This window comes from Ohtaekwangia sp. (assembly GCF_036786105.1).
GTDB lineage: Bacteria > Bacteroidota > Bacteroidia > Cytophagales > Cyclobacteriaceae > Ohtaekwangia.
Genome location: NZ_DAIQRQ010000011.1, coordinates 12,281 through 28,375 on the forward strand (window position 1 = coordinate 12,281; position 16,095 = coordinate 28,375).

Consider the following 16,095-nt stretch of genomic DNA (forward strand, 5'->3'; position numbering starts at 1 on the left):
TAGATATGAATGTTGAATATGCTGATTTCAGATCTTGCGCCGAATCGAATGGGGAGTATACTGGTGCCAATACCCTTTGACACATATAGAGGAGGTTTCGCATCGTTAGACCATCCATGCAGGTATTTTCCGCTGCCCGGTGGCTTGAAAGGAGCGAAGCCTGCTATATTTAGCTGGCCGCCATGTGTATGTCCTGAAAGTATAAGATCGATACGCTCATCTGCTTGTTGATTTACTAATATATCACGGTGTTGCGGGCAGTGTGTTAGTATGATATGGTAATCGCTGGTATGGTAGAATTTCTCGCTGTTATATAATCGGCATTACCGCCGATGAAATCATCTATACCGGTAACAGATATTTTTTTATCCTGAATAGTATATAGTTTTGATTGATTGATCAGGAGATCGCAGTTAAAGTCTGAATAAACAAGACGTAGCTTCCGGATGTCGATCTTTCCCCAGTACTCCCAATTTCCTAGTATGGCAACTTTCTGCACGGCAGGATCGAGCAATTGAAGAAAGTCGCGAAGAAGACCGGTATACTCGGCTTTATCAACTGAATCTCCTGTGAAAAGAATAAGGTGAGGCTTTGCTTGATTTACACGACTGGCAATCTTCCTGTGAATACTTCCTATTGAATGGAGGTGCAAATCGGAGATCTGAATAACTTTAATCCTAGCGTTGCCGTTCCCGAGGGTAAATTCATTCGCTTCGAAAAATAATTCTCTAACCAAAAAGCATCGAGTAGAGCTACACCGGCAAGCACCTGGCATCCACGAATTATAAATTTTCGTCTGGTGATATGTGTTTTCATTCCGGCCATGAAAATAGAGTATAACCGTATTACCTGTGCTGACTATTTATTTCAAACATATTCCTTCGCAGAATTCCAATGTTCGTGCAGTGAGCCAGGTAAATATAGTTAAGCTTGTTTTTAGAATAGCACCTCCTTTAATCCTACATCATCAAAATAATTGCTTTCGATGGTGACAGTGACATTTGCCAAATAGACCGGGGAATGAATTCTCCCGATCGGTTTGAACACCCAGCAAAGCAAGCTTATAAACTGCTTCCTATGAAAATCCTATAGTGGTATAAAATTGAATGTTTTGTTACAGCATATATAGGTATATATCGATTTGCATTTCGTGCGCCTTATCCCATAGCAGGAGTCGATTTTCTGGATATGAGACTTTACTGGGGTAATACCTACATGTAAACACAAGGGTATATCAGACATAAGTGCGTTTTTGGCTCATATTGAGCATTTTCTACTATAAAACCCCTTGAAAGGCGTTTTTGGCGATTTATTTGCGAATGTTTAACCAAGTAAAATTTAAATGTTTGTACTTTTAAATTGTTAGAGCCCTTTCAATGAGACACATGTACTTTTTTTTGCTGTTGGTTGCCGCCAATGGCGTGATACAGGCACAGCCTGTAGGCTACAGCTATGGCAAAACAATAACGATTCAGGTGTCGCAGGTTAGTGGTACTTCCAATCACACCAATTTTCCTGTGCTGATCTCTCTGGTAGATAACGATCTCCGCACTACCGCCAATGGAGGGCATGTTACAGACGCTAACGGCTATGATATTGTTTTTTATACGAGCGACTGTCTTACAAAACTCGATCATCAGATTGAATCCTATACTGCGTCATCGGGAACATTGGTAGCCTGGGTGCGAATCCCTACTTTAAGTGTAAGCGTCAATACCATTATCCACATGTACTATGGCAAAAGCAGCGCATCAACCGATCCATCCGTTATGACTACCTGGAATTCTGCCTACAAAAGCGTGTGGCATTTTAATAACTCATTGTCTGACTTTACAGCGAATGGTAATACGCTTACCGATAACTCGACATCGAATTTTGCATCTGCAAAAATTGCCGCAGGGCGTGATCTCAACAACAGCACGAACGTGTTAAGTTCGGGAGCAGGACAGTACCTTCGCGTGCCGAACGGCTTTTTGGCGAGTGTAACTAACTTTACTTTTGAAGGCTGGGTGCTGCTTGACCGCAGTGATTCGAACTGGGAACGTATCTTAGACTTTGGCCAGGGCACCAATATCAATTTCTTTTTGACCCCATCTTCGGGTACAGGCAGCCCGGCAGAAACACGTGCCAGGATAACAACCGGAGGAAGCGCCGCTGAACAGGGAGTAATTGTGGCCAATACAACCAATACCGGAAGCTGGATACATTGGGCCGTTACGATCGATAATTCTACCGGAACAATGGCGGTGTATCGCAACGGATCGTTACTGGGCAGTACAACCGGTGTTACGCTTAAACCTTCAAACATGGAGTCTTCTACTGCAAACTACCTGGGACGGTCGCAGTATACAACAGCCGATCACTATATCGATGCAAAGTTTGACGAGTTCAGAATATCGACCACTGCACGTTCTGCCGGGTGGATTACTACATCATACAATAATCAAAATACACCCTCTTCATTTTATACCGTATCGTCAGAATCGGTTGCCAGTACATTGTGCAGCATTCTTCCGGTGCGACTGCTATATTTCAAGGCAACACCGGATGGTGCAGTTGTGAATCTGGACTGGGCTACTTCTACGGAGACCAACAATGATTACTTTACCATAGAGCGTTCGGAGGATGGCAGCGCATGGCACGCATTCAAAACGGTGGGCGGAGCGGGCACAACAGAGAAAGAACATACCTATTCTATAGTCGATCAGAATCCCTATAGCCGTACCTATTACAGATTAAGACAGACGGACTATGACGGGCAGGAGACGACTTCCCATGTAACGGTAGCCTATATAAATAAATCAGGATCAGTGAATATCTATACTAATCCTGAGAAAAAGCAATTGATTATAGATGATGTTTCAGATATAAATTCAGTTATGATCTTTAGCAGCACCGGAAAAAATATAAGACTTCCGGGTACCCTTGAATCGGGGACAGCCATATATTCTACGGCCGGTTTATCGCCTGGTATATATGTTGTTCATGTGGCGAACACCGAGAATAAAACGATCTCCCGAAAAATATATATACCCTAGGCGCAGCGAACGCTATAATTGAAAAGAGCCTGTATACGCGACACAGGCTCTTCTTTTTTCCAGTTGATAAAGATATTATTCGAGTGCTTTTACGCCTGGCAATACCTTGCCTTCGAAATATTCAAGCAATGCACCACCACCGGTAGATACATAGCTTACATCGTCATTGAATCCGAATTGATTTACGGCAGCAGCAGAATCACCACCACCGATCAGTGAGAAACCACCGTTCTTGGTAGCCTTCACCACCGCTTCAGCAACAGCTTTTGTACCGGCAGCGAACTTCTCCATTTCAAATACCCCCATCGGGCCATTCCATAGAATGGTCTTGGAGCCTTCAATAGCTTTTGAAAATACCTGAATTGCCTGTGGGCCGATATCAAGCCCCATCCAGCCATCTTTAATTGAATTGTTATTCGCTATATCGGTGTTCGCATCAGCGGCAAATTTATCCGCTATAACAGAATCAATAGGCAGGAGAAGTTCAACGCCTTTGGTCTTTGCTTTCTGAATAAGTTCTTTTGCAAGATCAAGTTTATCGGCTTCTACCAGTGAGTTACCAATGTTACCCCCCAATGCCTTGAAGAAAGTATAGGCCATACCACCACCGATGATGAGGTTGTCAACTTTATCGAGCAGGTTTTCAATGATCAATATCTTGTCAGAAATCTTGGCACCGCCCATAATTGCTGTGAAAGGCTTTGCCGCTTGGTTGATTACCTTCTGTGCGTTGTCAAGCTCGGCAGCCATTACATAACCGGCACACTTATCTTTGAAGAACTGCGCCACAATGGTAGTGGAAGCGTGGGCACGGTGCGCTGTTCCAAAAGCATCGTTCACATATATATCGCCATGCTTTGAAAGTTTCTCAGCGAAAGCTACATCGCCTTTCTCTTCTTCCTTGTAGAAGCGGAGATTTTCCAGCAGCAATACCTCACCGGGTTTCAGTGCAGCTGATTGTTTGAATGCTTCTTCGCCGATGCAATCGCCAGCAAATTTTACCGGACGGCCCAGTAATTCTTCAGTCTTCTTGATGGTATGCCGGAGTGAGTATTTATCTTCAGGACCATCCTTTGGGCGTCCCAGGTGTGACATCAGGATACAGCTTCCTTCATCTTTCAGAATTTTGTTCAGTGTAGGAATGGTGGCGCTGATACGGTTGTCGTCAGTAACATTAAAGCTCTTGTCGAGCGGTACATTGAAATCAACGCGGATGAGCGCACGCTTGCCGTTAAAATTGATGTCGTTGATAGTCTTCATGGTCGGTGTAGTTTGTTGTAAAATTTACGGACAGCAAAGCTAAGATTTTTGAGTTTTTGCGGTAGTCCTGTAGACCAAAAAAGCCGGATTCTATTTGGTATTTGAGATATTTTTCAAAACAAACGATTGCTGAAATCCATTTTTGTATTTCAATCTCCAAAGCTGATGCCCAAACCTTTTGCAGCCTGCACCATGTAAGAATCTTTGCTTACACCATGATAGTCTTGCGTAGCCTCTTCGAGCGATACGGCAGTGATTTCATTGTTCTTGAATGCTACCATTTTGCCGAAGTCTTTTGCGAGCGCCAGTTCAAAAGCCTTTACGCCAAACAACGATGCCAGTATGCGATCGTAGGCTACGGGAGTACCACCGCGTTGCACATGTCCCAGCACGGTTTCGCGAATCTCGGCCTTGCAGCCTGCATCTTTCAATTGCTTCGATAACTGGTACGCCACGCCTCCGAGGCGCACGTGCTCCGATCCTTTTTCGCCTGCGGTAGATGTAATGGTTCCTTCCTTCGGGCGGGCACCTTCTGCCACCACTATATTTACAAAGCCTCTGCCTTTTTTATAGCGGAGGTTAATGCGTTTCACAAGTTTGTGTACATCATACGGTATTTCTGGAATGAGACATATCTCGGCTCCGCCGGCTATAGCTGTATGCAATGCAATCCATCCGGCATCACGTCCCATCACTTCCATAATCATTGTGCGGTGATGACTTTCTGCGGTGGTTACCAGTTTATCAAAACTATCGGTACCAATTTGTACGGCCGTTTGAAATCCGAATGTAACATCGGTAGCAGAAAGATCATTATCGATAGTCTTGGGAACACCAATGACCGGTATACCTTTATCGAATAATACTTTTGATATACGTTGTGATCCATCGCCTCCGATATTGATTACGGCATCGAACTTCAACGCTTTTAGTTTGCGCACGAGCTCATCAGAGCGATCTATAAATTTGGTACTGCCATCCGGTTGTGTTATTGGAAAGTTGATCGGGTTTGCTTTGTTTGTAGTCTTCAGCACCGTGCCCCCGCGCACATGTATACCGGCTGTAAATTTACTCGTGATCTTCACGATTTCCTGCGGATCGTTCAACACACCATTGAAAGCTTCAATGCTTCCATATACTTCCCAGTTTTTCTCTTTGCGTGCGCGTTTCGCCACACCTCGAATTACCGCATTCAATCCCGGACAATCACCGCCACCGGTGAGAATAAGTACTTTTTTAGGTTTCTCCATTATGATTTTAACTTCATGTATTACTATAAAGCAACTAAAAAACAGGGAGTCGGGCAAATGATTGAGATGGTAGTGAGCTTTGAGTTGCGGGTTGTGAGGGCTGCGGTGTTGTTGGGCGTTATTAGTACACGTTAATCGTTACAGGTTATCTGTGTAATTCTGTGATTTCTGTAGGAAATAAATGTATTTTGTTCATAACTCAAAGGCAAACTGCTATAGAAGTATAGCTGTTAGCAGAAATCATAAACTCAGAATCAACGTCTGGCGGCTGTCAGCCAGCGGCTATTCTATTGCCGCAGCTCTCCGCAGGCGATCGTTGATAGCGCGGCCCAATCCTGCTTCGGGGAGTAATTCTACCAATATATAGTCAATTGGCATTTTGTCGAATGCCCGCAAAGCGGTGAACAGATTTTGTGCGGCTTCTTCGAGGTTGCCGGAAGGGGAGAGTATAAATTGAAAAGGCGAATTGAAGTCTGCCTGGAAGGTTAATAGCCCGGATGTATGAGCCGGGTATTGCTGTAGTAAATCTTCGATGGCACCGATAATCACTTTCTTCGCCGGAGCATAGTGACTCTTCAATTGCCCGGGAGCCTTTGGATTGGAGGATGAATGCGCCTGTACCAGGACAGTGCCTGCCACAGCTTCAATTTGCTCCAGGCTTAATCCTCCCATGCGATAAATTACAGTGACGTCATCATCAAATCCTACAATAGTTGACTCAATGCCTACGCTGCATGGGCCGCCATCTAATATATAGGCGATCTTGTTTCCGAGTTGTTCATTTACATGCTGCGGTGTTGTTGGGCTTACATACCCAAACGGGTTGGCGCTGGGGGCAGCCAGCGGAAATGGAAGCTCGTGTAGCAACTGGCGTGTAAGCGGATGATTGGGGCATCGAATGCCCACGGTATTCATTCCGGATGTTACCAGATCGGGTATAATTCTCTTCCTGGGTAGCAACAGTGTGAGTGGCCCCGGCCAGAATTGTTCAGCCAATCGGCGTGCAGGCTCCGGTATATTGGTTACGTAGGTCTGCGCTGTTTCGATATCGGACACGTGTACGATAAGCGGATCGAAGTGAGGCCTGTTTTTAACTTCGAAGATTTTGGTAACAGAAGAAACATTCAGAGCATTGCCAGCCAGTCCATACACTGTTTCTGTAGGGATCGCTACTACTTCACCTTGCTCCAGCAAAGTCTTGGCATATTGAATGTCCGTTCCGATTTCAGCCATGGCCGCAAAGCTAAAATTTATTTGCTACCGTAGTGTAAACAGAGTAAGTTGTATAGTATAATATTTTATGAAGCGATGTCTGTTTGTGCTGTTACCGGTGCTCGTCTGCATCACAGCCACTGCCCAAAAAGAAGATAAAGTACTTCAGCGCAAACTGGAGGCACTCGTAAAAGACTTTCGGGGAGATGCTGGCATCTACGTTCGCAACCTGAAGACCGGAAAGACAGCCGCGATCCTGGCGGACAGTATATTTCCAACAGCATCCATGATAAAAGTGCCAATCATCATCGGTATCTTCAACAAGATCGAGAAAGGTGAGCTATCGTATGACACCCTGTTGACGTATAAGGATTCATTGCTATATCCGGGTGAAGATTTGTTGGGATCTTTCCGGAACGGAGAGAAGATTTCGCTCAAGGCTGTTCTCATGCTGATGATTACCATGAGCGATAATACTGCAAGCTTGTGGTGCCAGTCACTCGCGGGAACCGGTATAGCAATCAACGCCTGGTTACAGGAAAATGGATTTCAACATACGCGTGTCAACTCACGTACACCCGGGCGTGAGGGTAATCGTACGAAATATGGCTGGGGGCAAACTACACCCCGTGAAATGGCCGGGCTGGTGGCGCGCATTCGCGAAGGAAACGTGATCAGCCCGCGGGCCAGTGAACGTATATACCGGAATATGATCCGTATTTATTGGGATACCGAGGCGCTTTCCCAAATACCGCCCTATATACAAACAGCATCCAAGCAAGGCGCAGTAAATCAGGCGCGATCGGAAGTGGTATTGGTCAACGCACCACATGGTGATTATGTCTTCTGTGTAGCAACCAAAAACCAGAAAGACGAAAGTTGGACAATGAACAACGAAGGCTGGGTGCTGATCCGCAAGGTGTCGTCTTTACTCTGGCATTATTTCGAACCAGATTCTCATTGGAAGCCTGCCAAAGGTATAGAAGAGTGGTACTGATCATTCTGCAGCTGCTGAATATACCATTTACCAGTATATATATCACGCACATTAAAACGTATCCTCGAATCATTATCTTTGCCCAAAATTGAATCATCAACCTTAAACTTTTAACCTCGAACTTAAAAATCCATGAGCAACAAAACCCGCAATATCCTCAAGATCACCGCTATTATTCTCGTAGTGCTTACGCTGCTGATGCAATTTCACCTCATCGCGATTCCGGCTATAGCAGGCTATAAATACTGGATTGTGGTGGTTTCTTTTGGTTTGCTGCTCATTGCCGGCAAATAAAGGATCTTTGCGACTGCCAATAAAAATTCTTGTTACCATTATTGGTTTTGCCATACTCACCATACTTACGCAAGTAGGTGGCATAGTATTTCTTTTGGTGATTGGTATACAGGTGTTTGTAAAAACAAGAGTTCAATCGACCGGGGCGCGATACTTCGCTTTTGCCGGAGTATATATTGTGCTGTATAGTATCGTTTCTATTTTGGTTGTTCCGCCTCTTGCTCAAAAATTCGGACGTGTGCCATTACCCATGTATGGTGAGGTGCGACCGTTGAATATAGTTACGTGTATCCTAAATCGACATTACGTGCGCCCTATGCTGCGCGAGGCGGTACTACAGTCAGCCGAGACCTTCAGAAAGCAGTATCCTGGGGCGGTAGTTAATTACCTGGATGGCTGTTTGCCTTTTTACAACGGCTTTCCATTGATGCCGCATTTAAGTCATAACGATGGTCGCAAACTGGATATCGCTTTCTTTTATATGAACGTTGCCGGTAAGCCACAATCTGATGCTCCTTCGTGGATCGGTTATGGTGTGTGTGAGAGGCCGCGTGCCGGTGAAGAGAATTACCCGCTTCGGTGCCGTAATAAAGGTTACTGGCAGTATGGAATACTAGAGCAAATCGTGCCGCAGGGTAAGAAGTCACAGTTTATATTTGATGCACAGCGCACGGCTTTCCTGGTGAACATACTATCGAAACAAAGCAGTGTTCAAAAAATCTTTATAGAGCCACATCTTAAAATGCGGCTTCAACTAACCTCTCCCAAAGTGCGTTATCATGGTTGCCAGGCTGTTCGGCACGATGATCATGTTCACGTGCAAATTTACTAGTGGTATATCATCAGTATATCAACGCCTTTTGCTGCATTCGCAGCATCGATTCCTGCGAGGTATAGCTACTCAACTGGTTTAATGGTATCCATTGCAAGTCGTGCGATTCTTCAGTGATCACCAACGCTTCTGCGGGGTTTGCTTCGAGCAGGAAACGAACATCGTAATGCCAATGCTCAGGAAAGTCGTTGCGGGCAGGAATGATGTGTATATCCAGATCAAATATACCAGGTGATAGTAATTTAAATTGCTTCACGCCGGTTTCTTCTTCTGCTTCGCGCAAAGCAACTGCAAAAACATTTTCATCACCATCGGCATGGCCACCAGGTTGCAGCCATTTGTTCAGCTTGGCGTGATGTGTAAGCAGCACCGATTGCCGGGCAGCATCAATGATCCAGGCAGAACCTGTAATATGTCCGGGTAAATGATCGCGATGAAATGCACGGTCGTGCTGCAATAATTCCAGAAAACGGGAGATAAAAGACTTCTCTTTTTCAAATGAAGAAGTATATATATGGAGCGCATCCATGAGTGCTGCGCGCGTAAAATTCATTTGGTGAGCTTGTATAATGGTTTATCCATACCAGGCAGGAAGCAAGAGCCTTCGTTCCCTGCCGTATTGTTTTTACATCGTTGCAAACTGCTGATAGCGTCAGTATAAAGTCTACTGAATTACGATTGTAACCTTGTTGATGCGGTTTGCTTCCAGTTTCCCGGTTTGTTCGCCACCACCTGTATTGTCTTTATCATCCTTACGGGCAATCACATAGTACGAAATCGATTTCAGGTCTTTGAATTTTACAACGCCTTTGGCATCGGTTTTACCTTCGGCTACTGGGTTTGTTTCGGCCTTGTAATCATCTTCTGTTTCGAATAACTGCACAGTTACACCTTGCTCGGTGTTGCCCAGCTCATTGCGAATGGTGATCGATATCTGCGTTTTGATCAGTTGAAAGCTCAGCATGAACAGGATAAAAGAAACAGCCGCCAGAGATCGTATGATGGTCTTCATAATCAGTTGTGAGTTAAATGAAAATTACAAAATGTGAATGCAACGTTACAAAAAGCCTGCCTAGACCACAAGTCACATGCGTTCATCGTGCAGGCATGTAGTTGATCATGAGTTGCTTAGGAGCAATGTAAGCATATTGCAAACGTAATGGGTTGGAGGTTATTTCAGAAAAATGATATGGGTGACAATACCCCGGCATTGTGTTAAACGACCGACCAAGTACCGCTCCAGAATTTGACAACGTTATTATGGTCGATATTCTGCAGGGCATAGCAGATACCATGAACATGAGTAACTTAATTAGTGGTATAAATAACATTTATTAGGGTGTTATTTTTGGATATATATACCTATGTATTAGGTATGTTGTTGAAGATTATCAGCCAGGTGTTTAATTTATTTTTTGTACAGGTTACTTCAATCTTTATTTAGTATCTAGCTATAAAAAATTAGACCAGCAGTGAATGAAAGTATATTTACTTACTACGCCCGATGAATTTTGACTTTTAAAAAGCTTTCGGTAAACACGGATAGCTTGTTCAAAATTCTCCACTGACTACAAATAAGATTATCATGCAAAGGTTTGTACTGTTATCCAGGGCATTATTTGTCCTGATGGCGAGTTTTACTCATTTTTTATATGCACAAGATCAATGTGCTGTAGTGGGGTGGGCCAGTGAGAACGGTGGAGTTTCAGGAGGTGGTACGACCACCGCTACAGTCGTTACCACCGATAGCGATCTGAAAGTTGCCAATTTTCTGCCTGCTTATACGCTTACGACTACAACTTCGCCTACTGGCGGAGGAACTATAAACGGTGCAGGAACCTATAAATCCGGAACTATAGTGACGCCTACGGCTACACCAGCTTCAGGATATATTTTTACAGGCTGGAGCGGTGGTGCATCCGGCACCTCTACTTCCATAACAGTAACGATGAATAGTAACCAATCCGTCACAGGCAATTTCCAGGCACAAATAACAGTGCCTACTAAATATACACTAAGCACTACGGCTATACCCGGCGGTGGTGGTACGATCCTCGGTGGAGGAACGTATAATGAGGGTACTGCAGTGATGGTAACCGTTACACCTGCTACAGGGTATACCTTTACCGGGTGGAGCGGAGATATAACCGATACATCGCCATCGGTAACGATAACCATGAACAGCAATAAATCTATTGCTGCCAATTTTCAGACACAAAACAATATAGGTGTTATTGTAAGGCCCGAGAAACTTTTTTCTCCTGACAATCGGGGAAACGTAGGCGCAGAAAAATGGGTAATTGAAAACGCTCACCTCCTGGATGGATGCGAGATCGGTATCTACAACCGGCAAGGGCAGAAAGTATACTCATCCATTGGTTACCCTACACCCTGGGACGGAACAGTAGATGGGAAGCAACTTCCTGATGGAGCCTACTTTTACATCATTCGCTATACTGATAATCAAAAACAAACCGGCAGTGTAACCATTGCCAGATTAAAATGAAATCACCTCTACTCAAAACACTACTGGTATTTACCGGTCTGTTCTTATCGGGATACGGAAATATACAAGCGCAGCAGAGCTTAGTATACAGCCATTATTTTCTGAATCCCTTTTTATACAATCCTTCCTTCGTGGCTCCCAATGGATACACAGAATTATACCTCAACTATAGAAATCAATGGGCCGGCATCCAAGGGGCTCCCGTTACGGAAACCGTAAGTTTGCACGTGCCGCTGAGCTATAAAATGGGAATGGCTTTTACGGGTTATCAGGATAAAGCAGGCGTACTGAAAACAACAACCGGTCTTGTAACTTTTGCATACCAGGTATATTTAGGAAACAGTATACGTGATGATCATAAAATTGGATTTGGCTTGTCGGCAGGAGTGAAAAGCACTTCGATTAACGGAGGTGATGCGTACGCCAACGATCCGGTTAACGGAACAACTTCTTCGTTCGATGGCCAGTTTGGTATACATTACCAACGGAAGAATTTTAAATTAGGCTTTGCTATACCTCAGCTTTTCAAGACCTACGTTGCTTCTCAGCAGGATTTTAATAAAGTGGGAGTGAAACAGGTAAAGACTACTATTACATCTGCCAGTTACACCATTCAGCTCAGCAGCCGACTTGCTTTTGAGCCGATCGTGACCTATCGTACCTATGAAAATACACCAAGCCAATTTGAAGGATTGGGTGTATTTCATATCGATAATATAGCATGGTTTGGCGGCTCCTACCGACAGGATTACGGTGCAACCGCCTTTGTTGGTGTTAACGTAAAGGATAAGCTGAAGCTAGGGTATGCGTATGAGTTTGCACCAAGCCAGGTAAATGCGTTGGGTAATGGAACACACGAGATGCAATTGATATTGCGACTAGGAAAGAAGAAAGAAAGACCTCATGGAAAAATTAAAACAAAGATAAAAGAGGTTGCCGCCAGAGCCGTTGAGAATGATAATGATGAAGCGCCACAGGCGAAGGAGGACAAGGCTAAAGTAGAAAAGACTAAAGAGGAAGCGCCCTCAGCGCCCGCAAGCGAATTGCCATCCAAAGCCAAAGAGGTAACAACGCAGCAGGCAACGGTACAGACGCAGCCGGTAACGTCTGCTATTGTTCATAAAGACACCGAACCTGCGAAGAAAGACGCTGTCAAATCGCTCTCCGGAAATGCGTTGCCGCCGGGTCACTATGTAGTTGTAGGGGCGTTTCGTTCTTCCGTAAATGCCAAGAACTACGCACGCACGCTGAGGCGGGCTGCCTATCCAGCTGAAATTGCTTTCTATCCGGAGAAAAGTTACTACATCGTGCACTTGGCCAATGCGCCAACATTACCGGAAGCACAGGAGCTTCGAAATAAATATCGACAGATGTCGCGCTATACTTTTCGTGATACGTGGATATTGATTATAGAATAAGGCAGTAGTGTTTGGTGAGCGTATAAAAATGAAGGCTGCGCGATTGTTCGCAGCCTTCATTTTTTTTGTGACCTATAGAGATATAGCGTATCACTTCTTCGTGGCTAAGTTCAGGCTATCAATTTCTTTTTGGATGTGTTTCGCATAATTTACTTTCCAGTCATCAAGTCGTTTGAAATGCGTATCCATACGAGTCAGGAAGTCGGTATAGTCGCGGCTTTCTTTTGGCGACCAGACTACTTCTGCCATGGCACAGGCACGCGGATATACCATGTATTCTACGTGATCGCTGGTGGGTATATATTCTGTCCATACATTGGCTTGTGCGCCCAGCACGTGCTTTGCTTCTTCTGCTGTTAACTGCGATGGAACCGGTTCATACGAGTATACAATCTTCACAGGTAAATAACCACCAATCGCCAGCGGCTCTGATTTCGTTGTATCCTGGTAGTGATCGAAGTAACACCACTTGCCGGGCGTCATGATCACATCATGATTTTGTCTGGCTGCTGCTATACCACCTTCTTCTCCGCGCCAGCTCATGACTGTAGCATTTGGAGCAAGACCACCTTCCAGGATTTCATCCCAGCCAATGATCTGACGGTTTTTTCCATTCAGGTATTTTTCCATGCGCTGTATAAAGTAACTCTGAAGCTCATGTGCATTCTTCAGCTTTTCAGTTTTCATGCGCTTCTGGCAGTGCGGACACTTTTCCCATTTTGTCTTCGGGCACTCATCGCCACCGATATGTATATATTGACTTGGAAAGAGCTCAACAACTTCATCGAGCACACCTTCGAGGAACTGGAAGGTTTCTTCTTTACCAGCACAGAACACATCATCAAAAACTCCCCATGATGTAGCAGTTTGATAAGGGCCGCCGGTACAGCCTAAATCCGGATAAGCAGCCAGTGCAGCCAGCGCATGACCTGGCAATTCAATCTCCGGTATAATCGTTACATAGCGATCCGCGGCATACTTCACTATGTCTTTCACTTCATCTTGCGTAAAATAACCGCCATAGCGTTTGCCATCAAAACTGGCGCCCTCGCGCTGTGCCGTGCCTGCATGACCAATGGCTGTTTCTTTTCGGTATGCACCGATCTCCTGCAGCCTGGGATATTTTTTGATTTCAATGCGCCACCCCTGATCTTCCGTAAGATGCCAGTGGAAGCGATTGAACTTATGATGCGCGAGCAGATCTATATATTTCTTGATGAAGTCTGGAGAAAATGTATGACGACCTACATCAAGGTGAAGTCCGCGATAAGCGAAGCGTGGATAGTCGGTGATTGTTACAAACGGAATTTCTTTTCCGTTCTCCGGGATCAGTTGAAGCAATGTTTGTGCTCCATAAAACAATCCGGCACCGTTGTTGGCTTGTATACTTACGCCCTTTTCATCGACAGCGAGTTTATAGCCTTCTTTGTGAAGCGTTGAGTCTTCTACCGTAAATAACGATATCTTATTTTTATCATCTGAAAACTCTGCAATAGTAGCGTTGATATTCTTCGACTTGAGAAATTCTGCCAGTAGTTCGCCTACATTTTTTTCATCGGCAGATTTAGCAATGATCGCAACCGACTGGTCCCAATGTATATAGTCGTTTCCAGGTGTTAATAATACTGGTTTAGGAATAATGCCGGGTATAACCACAGCAGTTTTGTTCTCTTCTTTCTTTGCACAGGCCGCAAACAATAGCAGCGCCATGAAAGCATAGGTTATTTTTTGCATGGTGTCGAGTGATTGGTTTTATACATAAGTAGACAAACAAATTCCAATAACCAACCAAATCGAAAAGTGTGTCCGTGTGCTTTGGATGGCTGGTTGAGGAATTATAGGATTGGAAGAAAATCAGATTAGAGAGCGATGTGATTGGAAGATTGGAAAATTGAAAAATTGGAAGATTTAGAAGTGCTGATAATTTTCAAAACGTCTGCAAATCCTGTGCAACTGAAAGTGCTCCAATAAAAAAATGCCAGGAGTACCCCGGCATTTCAATTTCTAAATTTTATAATCTTTCAATTTTTCAATCTTCTCCAACACTATCTCACCAACAAAACTCCTCCGCGTTTTTCTTTTGTGCCATCTTGCGGGCGGTAAGAACTCTTGTAGCGGACTATGTATGAATAGGTGCCGGCAGGCATGATCTGCGATGGATTGTTGTTAAAGCCTCCATTCCATTCGAACTCGCGTTCGGTAGAAGCAAACACCATTTCTCCCCAGCGGTTGAAGATATATACCTGGAAGCCGTCATCATCGATAAAGAATGTAAAGAGCTTGAATCCCTGGTTGGCATCAAGACCGCTGGAAGGTCTGAAAGCATTAGGACCAACAATTACCGGATCACACTCTACGTTCACGGTAGTTTTATCAGAGCTCTGACAACCAAACGCATTTTCAAGATTTACCTGGAATATACCGGCTCGGTTGGCCGTATAGGTTTGTGTGGTTGTGTTGAGTGGTGAAGGAGAGCCGTTGATCAGTTCATACCAGTCGTACGATACAAAGTTAGCGCCAGGATCAAGTATTGCTACCCGTGTATTGGGATCGGGATTGGCATCATCCGGACAAATCAGACGTGTATCGGTAAGCTCACCCGGTGTTGATGGGGCAAGTTGTATAGGCATATCTGCGGTAGCTTCGCAGATACCATCCGATACTTTTACAGAATATAATCCAGCTTTAGTCTGATCATTTAATTGGGCTGATGTACCACCAGAGATCGCAGTGCCATCCAATGACCAGATATAGCTGCTTACCGTGCGACTTGGTGTTGCCAGCAATGCGAACGATGCTCCATCGCAAGGAGGATTTACGGTTGTGATCGTTACACTTAACGGGCCGGAAATTGTTACTACCTTGGCAGCAGAATTTTTCGCAGGACATCCTGAAACAAGGCTTTGCATGCTCATGGTATAGGTGCCCGATTGAGTAGCACTAAATTGCTGGCCAGTGCCAATGGGAGAAGAGGAACCATTCAGATACCAGGCATACGTATAACTGGCGACAGGATTAACATTTCCTGTAGGCGCTGCTTTTAATATTACCGGGGTTGTACAGGCGTTGAAAGTAAAGTCTGCTGTAAAGTTATCCACCGATATAGTTTGTGTAAGGGTTGCAGGGCAAGCGCCTCCGGCACCATCATCGATTACAACTTGCAGATCGTAGGTTCCCGGATTTATAGTAACGGTAGCTCCTGTTGAACTTCCGTTGAAGGCATTGGCAGGAGTCGAGGTCCACACAAATGAAGTAGCTCCTGTTCCGCTGGCCGTTACTTGTGCATTG

The 16,095-nt window shown here is 44.6% G+C and carries 14 protein-coding genes; 6 read left to right on the plus strand and 8 right to left on the minus strand.

From position 1 onward, the window contains the following. Positions 1-265: 265 nt before the first annotated feature. Positions 266-736 carry a metallophosphoesterase gene (locus V7Q33_RS07460; RefSeq protein WP_333819431.1) on the minus strand — a complete coding sequence of 157 codons (471 nt, stop codon included), beginning with the start codon at positions 734-736 and terminating at the stop codon, positions 266-268. A 649-nt stretch (positions 737-1,385) separates the two neighbouring features. On the opposite strand from V7Q33_RS07460, the gene V7Q33_RS07465 reads away from it, so the two are divergent. Continuing rightward, a complete protein-coding gene (locus tag V7Q33_RS07465) occupies positions 1,386-3,038 on the plus strand; it encodes a DUF2341 domain-containing protein (protein ID WP_333819432.1) in 1,653 nt (550 codons plus the stop codon). A gap of 75 nt (positions 3,039-3,113) precedes the next feature. Here the strand turns inward: V7Q33_RS07465 and V7Q33_RS07470 are convergent, their stop codons facing one another. The 3 genes from V7Q33_RS07470 to V7Q33_RS07480 all read right to left on the minus strand — a co-directional run bounded on the left by V7Q33_RS07470 (position 3,114) and on the right by V7Q33_RS07480 (position 6,781). After that, the gene (locus V7Q33_RS07470; protein ID WP_333819433.1) at positions 3,114-4,298 is read right to left on the minus strand and encodes a phosphoglycerate kinase; all 1,185 of its coding nucleotides are present in this window, start codon (positions 4,296-4,298) and stop codon (positions 3,114-3,116) included. Positions 4,299-4,447: 149 nt separating this feature from the next. Continuing rightward, positions 4,448-5,548 carry a 6-phosphofructokinase gene (locus V7Q33_RS07475; protein WP_331977237.1) on the minus strand — a complete coding sequence of 367 codons (1,101 nt, stop codon included), beginning with the start codon at positions 5,546-5,548 and terminating at the stop codon, positions 4,448-4,450. 282 nt (positions 5,549-5,830) lie between these two features. After that, positions 5,831-6,781, minus strand: coding sequence for an L-threonylcarbamoyladenylate synthase (locus tag V7Q33_RS07480; RefSeq protein ID WP_331977235.1), 951 nt, complete (start codon positions 6,779-6,781; stop codon positions 5,831-5,833). 67 nt (positions 6,782-6,848) lie between these two features. Here V7Q33_RS07480 and V7Q33_RS07485 point away from each other — a divergent pair, with 67 nt between their 5' ends. The 3 genes from V7Q33_RS07485 to V7Q33_RS07495 all read left to right on the plus strand — a co-directional run bounded on the left by V7Q33_RS07485 (position 6,849) and on the right by V7Q33_RS07495 (position 8,883). Then, positions 6,849-7,757 (plus strand): serine hydrolase, encoded by a 909-nt coding sequence (locus tag V7Q33_RS07485; RefSeq protein WP_333819434.1) that lies wholly within the window; start codon positions 6,849-6,851, stop codon positions 7,755-7,757. Between the two features lie 132 nt (positions 7,758-7,889). Next, positions 7,890-8,051: a hypothetical protein gene (locus tag V7Q33_RS07490; RefSeq protein WP_331977231.1), complete on the plus strand. Its 162-nt coding sequence runs from the start codon at positions 7,890-7,892 to the stop codon at positions 8,049-8,051. A gap of 7 nt (positions 8,052-8,058) precedes the next feature. Further along, positions 8,059-8,883: a hypothetical protein gene (locus V7Q33_RS07495; protein WP_333819435.1), complete on the plus strand. Its 825-nt coding sequence runs from the start codon at positions 8,059-8,061 to the stop codon at positions 8,881-8,883. Between the two features lie 10 nt (positions 8,884-8,893). Here V7Q33_RS07495 and V7Q33_RS07500 read toward each other — a convergent pair whose 3' ends face one another. Together V7Q33_RS07500 and V7Q33_RS07505 are read right to left on the minus strand one after the other, a co-directional pair. Next, on the minus strand, positions 8,894-9,436 hold the full coding sequence (locus V7Q33_RS07500) for an NUDIX hydrolase (RefSeq protein WP_333819436.1): 543 nt from the start codon (positions 9,434-9,436) through the stop codon (positions 8,894-8,896). A gap of 111 nt (positions 9,437-9,547) precedes the next feature. Further along, a complete protein-coding gene (locus V7Q33_RS07505; protein WP_333819437.1) occupies positions 9,548-9,895 on the minus strand; it encodes a hypothetical protein in 348 nt (115 codons plus the stop codon). Positions 9,896-10,468: 573 nt separating this feature from the next. On the opposite strand from V7Q33_RS07505, the gene V7Q33_RS07510 reads away from it, so the two are divergent. Then, positions 10,469-11,389, plus strand: coding sequence for an InlB B-repeat-containing protein (locus V7Q33_RS07510; RefSeq protein ID WP_333819438.1), 921 nt, complete (start codon positions 10,469-10,471; stop codon positions 11,387-11,389). Then, positions 11,386-12,807, plus strand: coding sequence for a PorP/SprF family type IX secretion system membrane protein (locus V7Q33_RS07515; RefSeq protein WP_333819439.1), 1,422 nt, complete (start codon positions 11,386-11,388; stop codon positions 12,805-12,807). The genes V7Q33_RS07510 and V7Q33_RS07515 overlap by 4 nt, the downstream gene beginning before the upstream one ends. A gap of 90 nt (positions 12,808-12,897) precedes the next feature. Here V7Q33_RS07515 and V7Q33_RS07520 read toward each other — a convergent pair whose 3' ends face one another. Both V7Q33_RS07520 and V7Q33_RS07525 read right to left on the minus strand, forming a co-directional pair. Next, a complete protein-coding gene (locus V7Q33_RS07520) occupies positions 12,898-14,541 on the minus strand; it encodes a beta-N-acetylhexosaminidase (protein ID WP_333819440.1) in 1,644 nt (547 codons plus the stop codon). Between the two features lie 311 nt (positions 14,542-14,852). Further along, positions 14,853-16,095 (minus strand): gliding motility-associated C-terminal domain-containing protein (locus tag V7Q33_RS07525; protein WP_333819441.1); only part of this gene is annotated, 1,243 nt, incomplete at its 5' end.

What these genes read in the sequence shown, in the direction of transcription:
- V7Q33_RS07465 (WP_333819432.1), top strand. Translation starts at nt 1,386, where the DNA reads ATGTACTTTTTTTTGCTGTTGGTTGCCGCCAATGGCGTGATACAGGCA.
- V7Q33_RS07470 (WP_333819433.1), bottom strand. Translation starts at nt 4,298, where the DNA reads ATGAAGACTATCAACGACATCAATTTTAACGGCAAGCGTGCGCTCATC.
- V7Q33_RS07475 (WP_331977237.1), bottom strand. Translation starts at nt 5,548, where the DNA reads ATGGAGAAACCTAAAAAAGTACTTATTCTCACCGGTGGCGGTGATTGT.
- V7Q33_RS07480 (WP_331977235.1), bottom strand. Translation starts at nt 6,781, where the DNA reads ATGGCTGAAATCGGAACGGACATTCAATATGCCAAGACTTTGCTGGAG.
- V7Q33_RS07485 (WP_333819434.1), top strand. Translation starts at nt 6,849, where the DNA reads ATGAAGCGATGTCTGTTTGTGCTGTTACCGGTGCTCGTCTGCATCACA.
- V7Q33_RS07490 (WP_331977231.1), top strand. Translation starts at nt 7,890, where the DNA reads ATGAGCAACAAAACCCGCAATATCCTCAAGATCACCGCTATTATTCTC.
- V7Q33_RS07500 (WP_333819436.1), bottom strand. Translation starts at nt 9,436, where the DNA reads ATGAATTTTACGCGCGCAGCACTCATGGATGCGCTCCATATATATACT.
- V7Q33_RS07505 (WP_333819437.1), bottom strand. Translation starts at nt 9,895, where the DNA reads ATGAAGACCATCATACGATCTCTGGCGGCTGTTTCTTTTATCCTGTTC.
- V7Q33_RS07510 (WP_333819438.1), top strand. Translation starts at nt 10,469, where the DNA reads ATGCAAAGGTTTGTACTGTTATCCAGGGCATTATTTGTCCTGATGGCG.
- V7Q33_RS07515 (WP_333819439.1), top strand. Translation starts at nt 11,386, where the DNA reads ATGAAATCACCTCTACTCAAAACACTACTGGTATTTACCGGTCTGTTC.
- V7Q33_RS07520 (WP_333819440.1), bottom strand. Translation starts at nt 14,541, where the DNA reads ATGCAAAAAATAACCTATGCTTTCATGGCGCTGCTATTGTTTGCGGCC.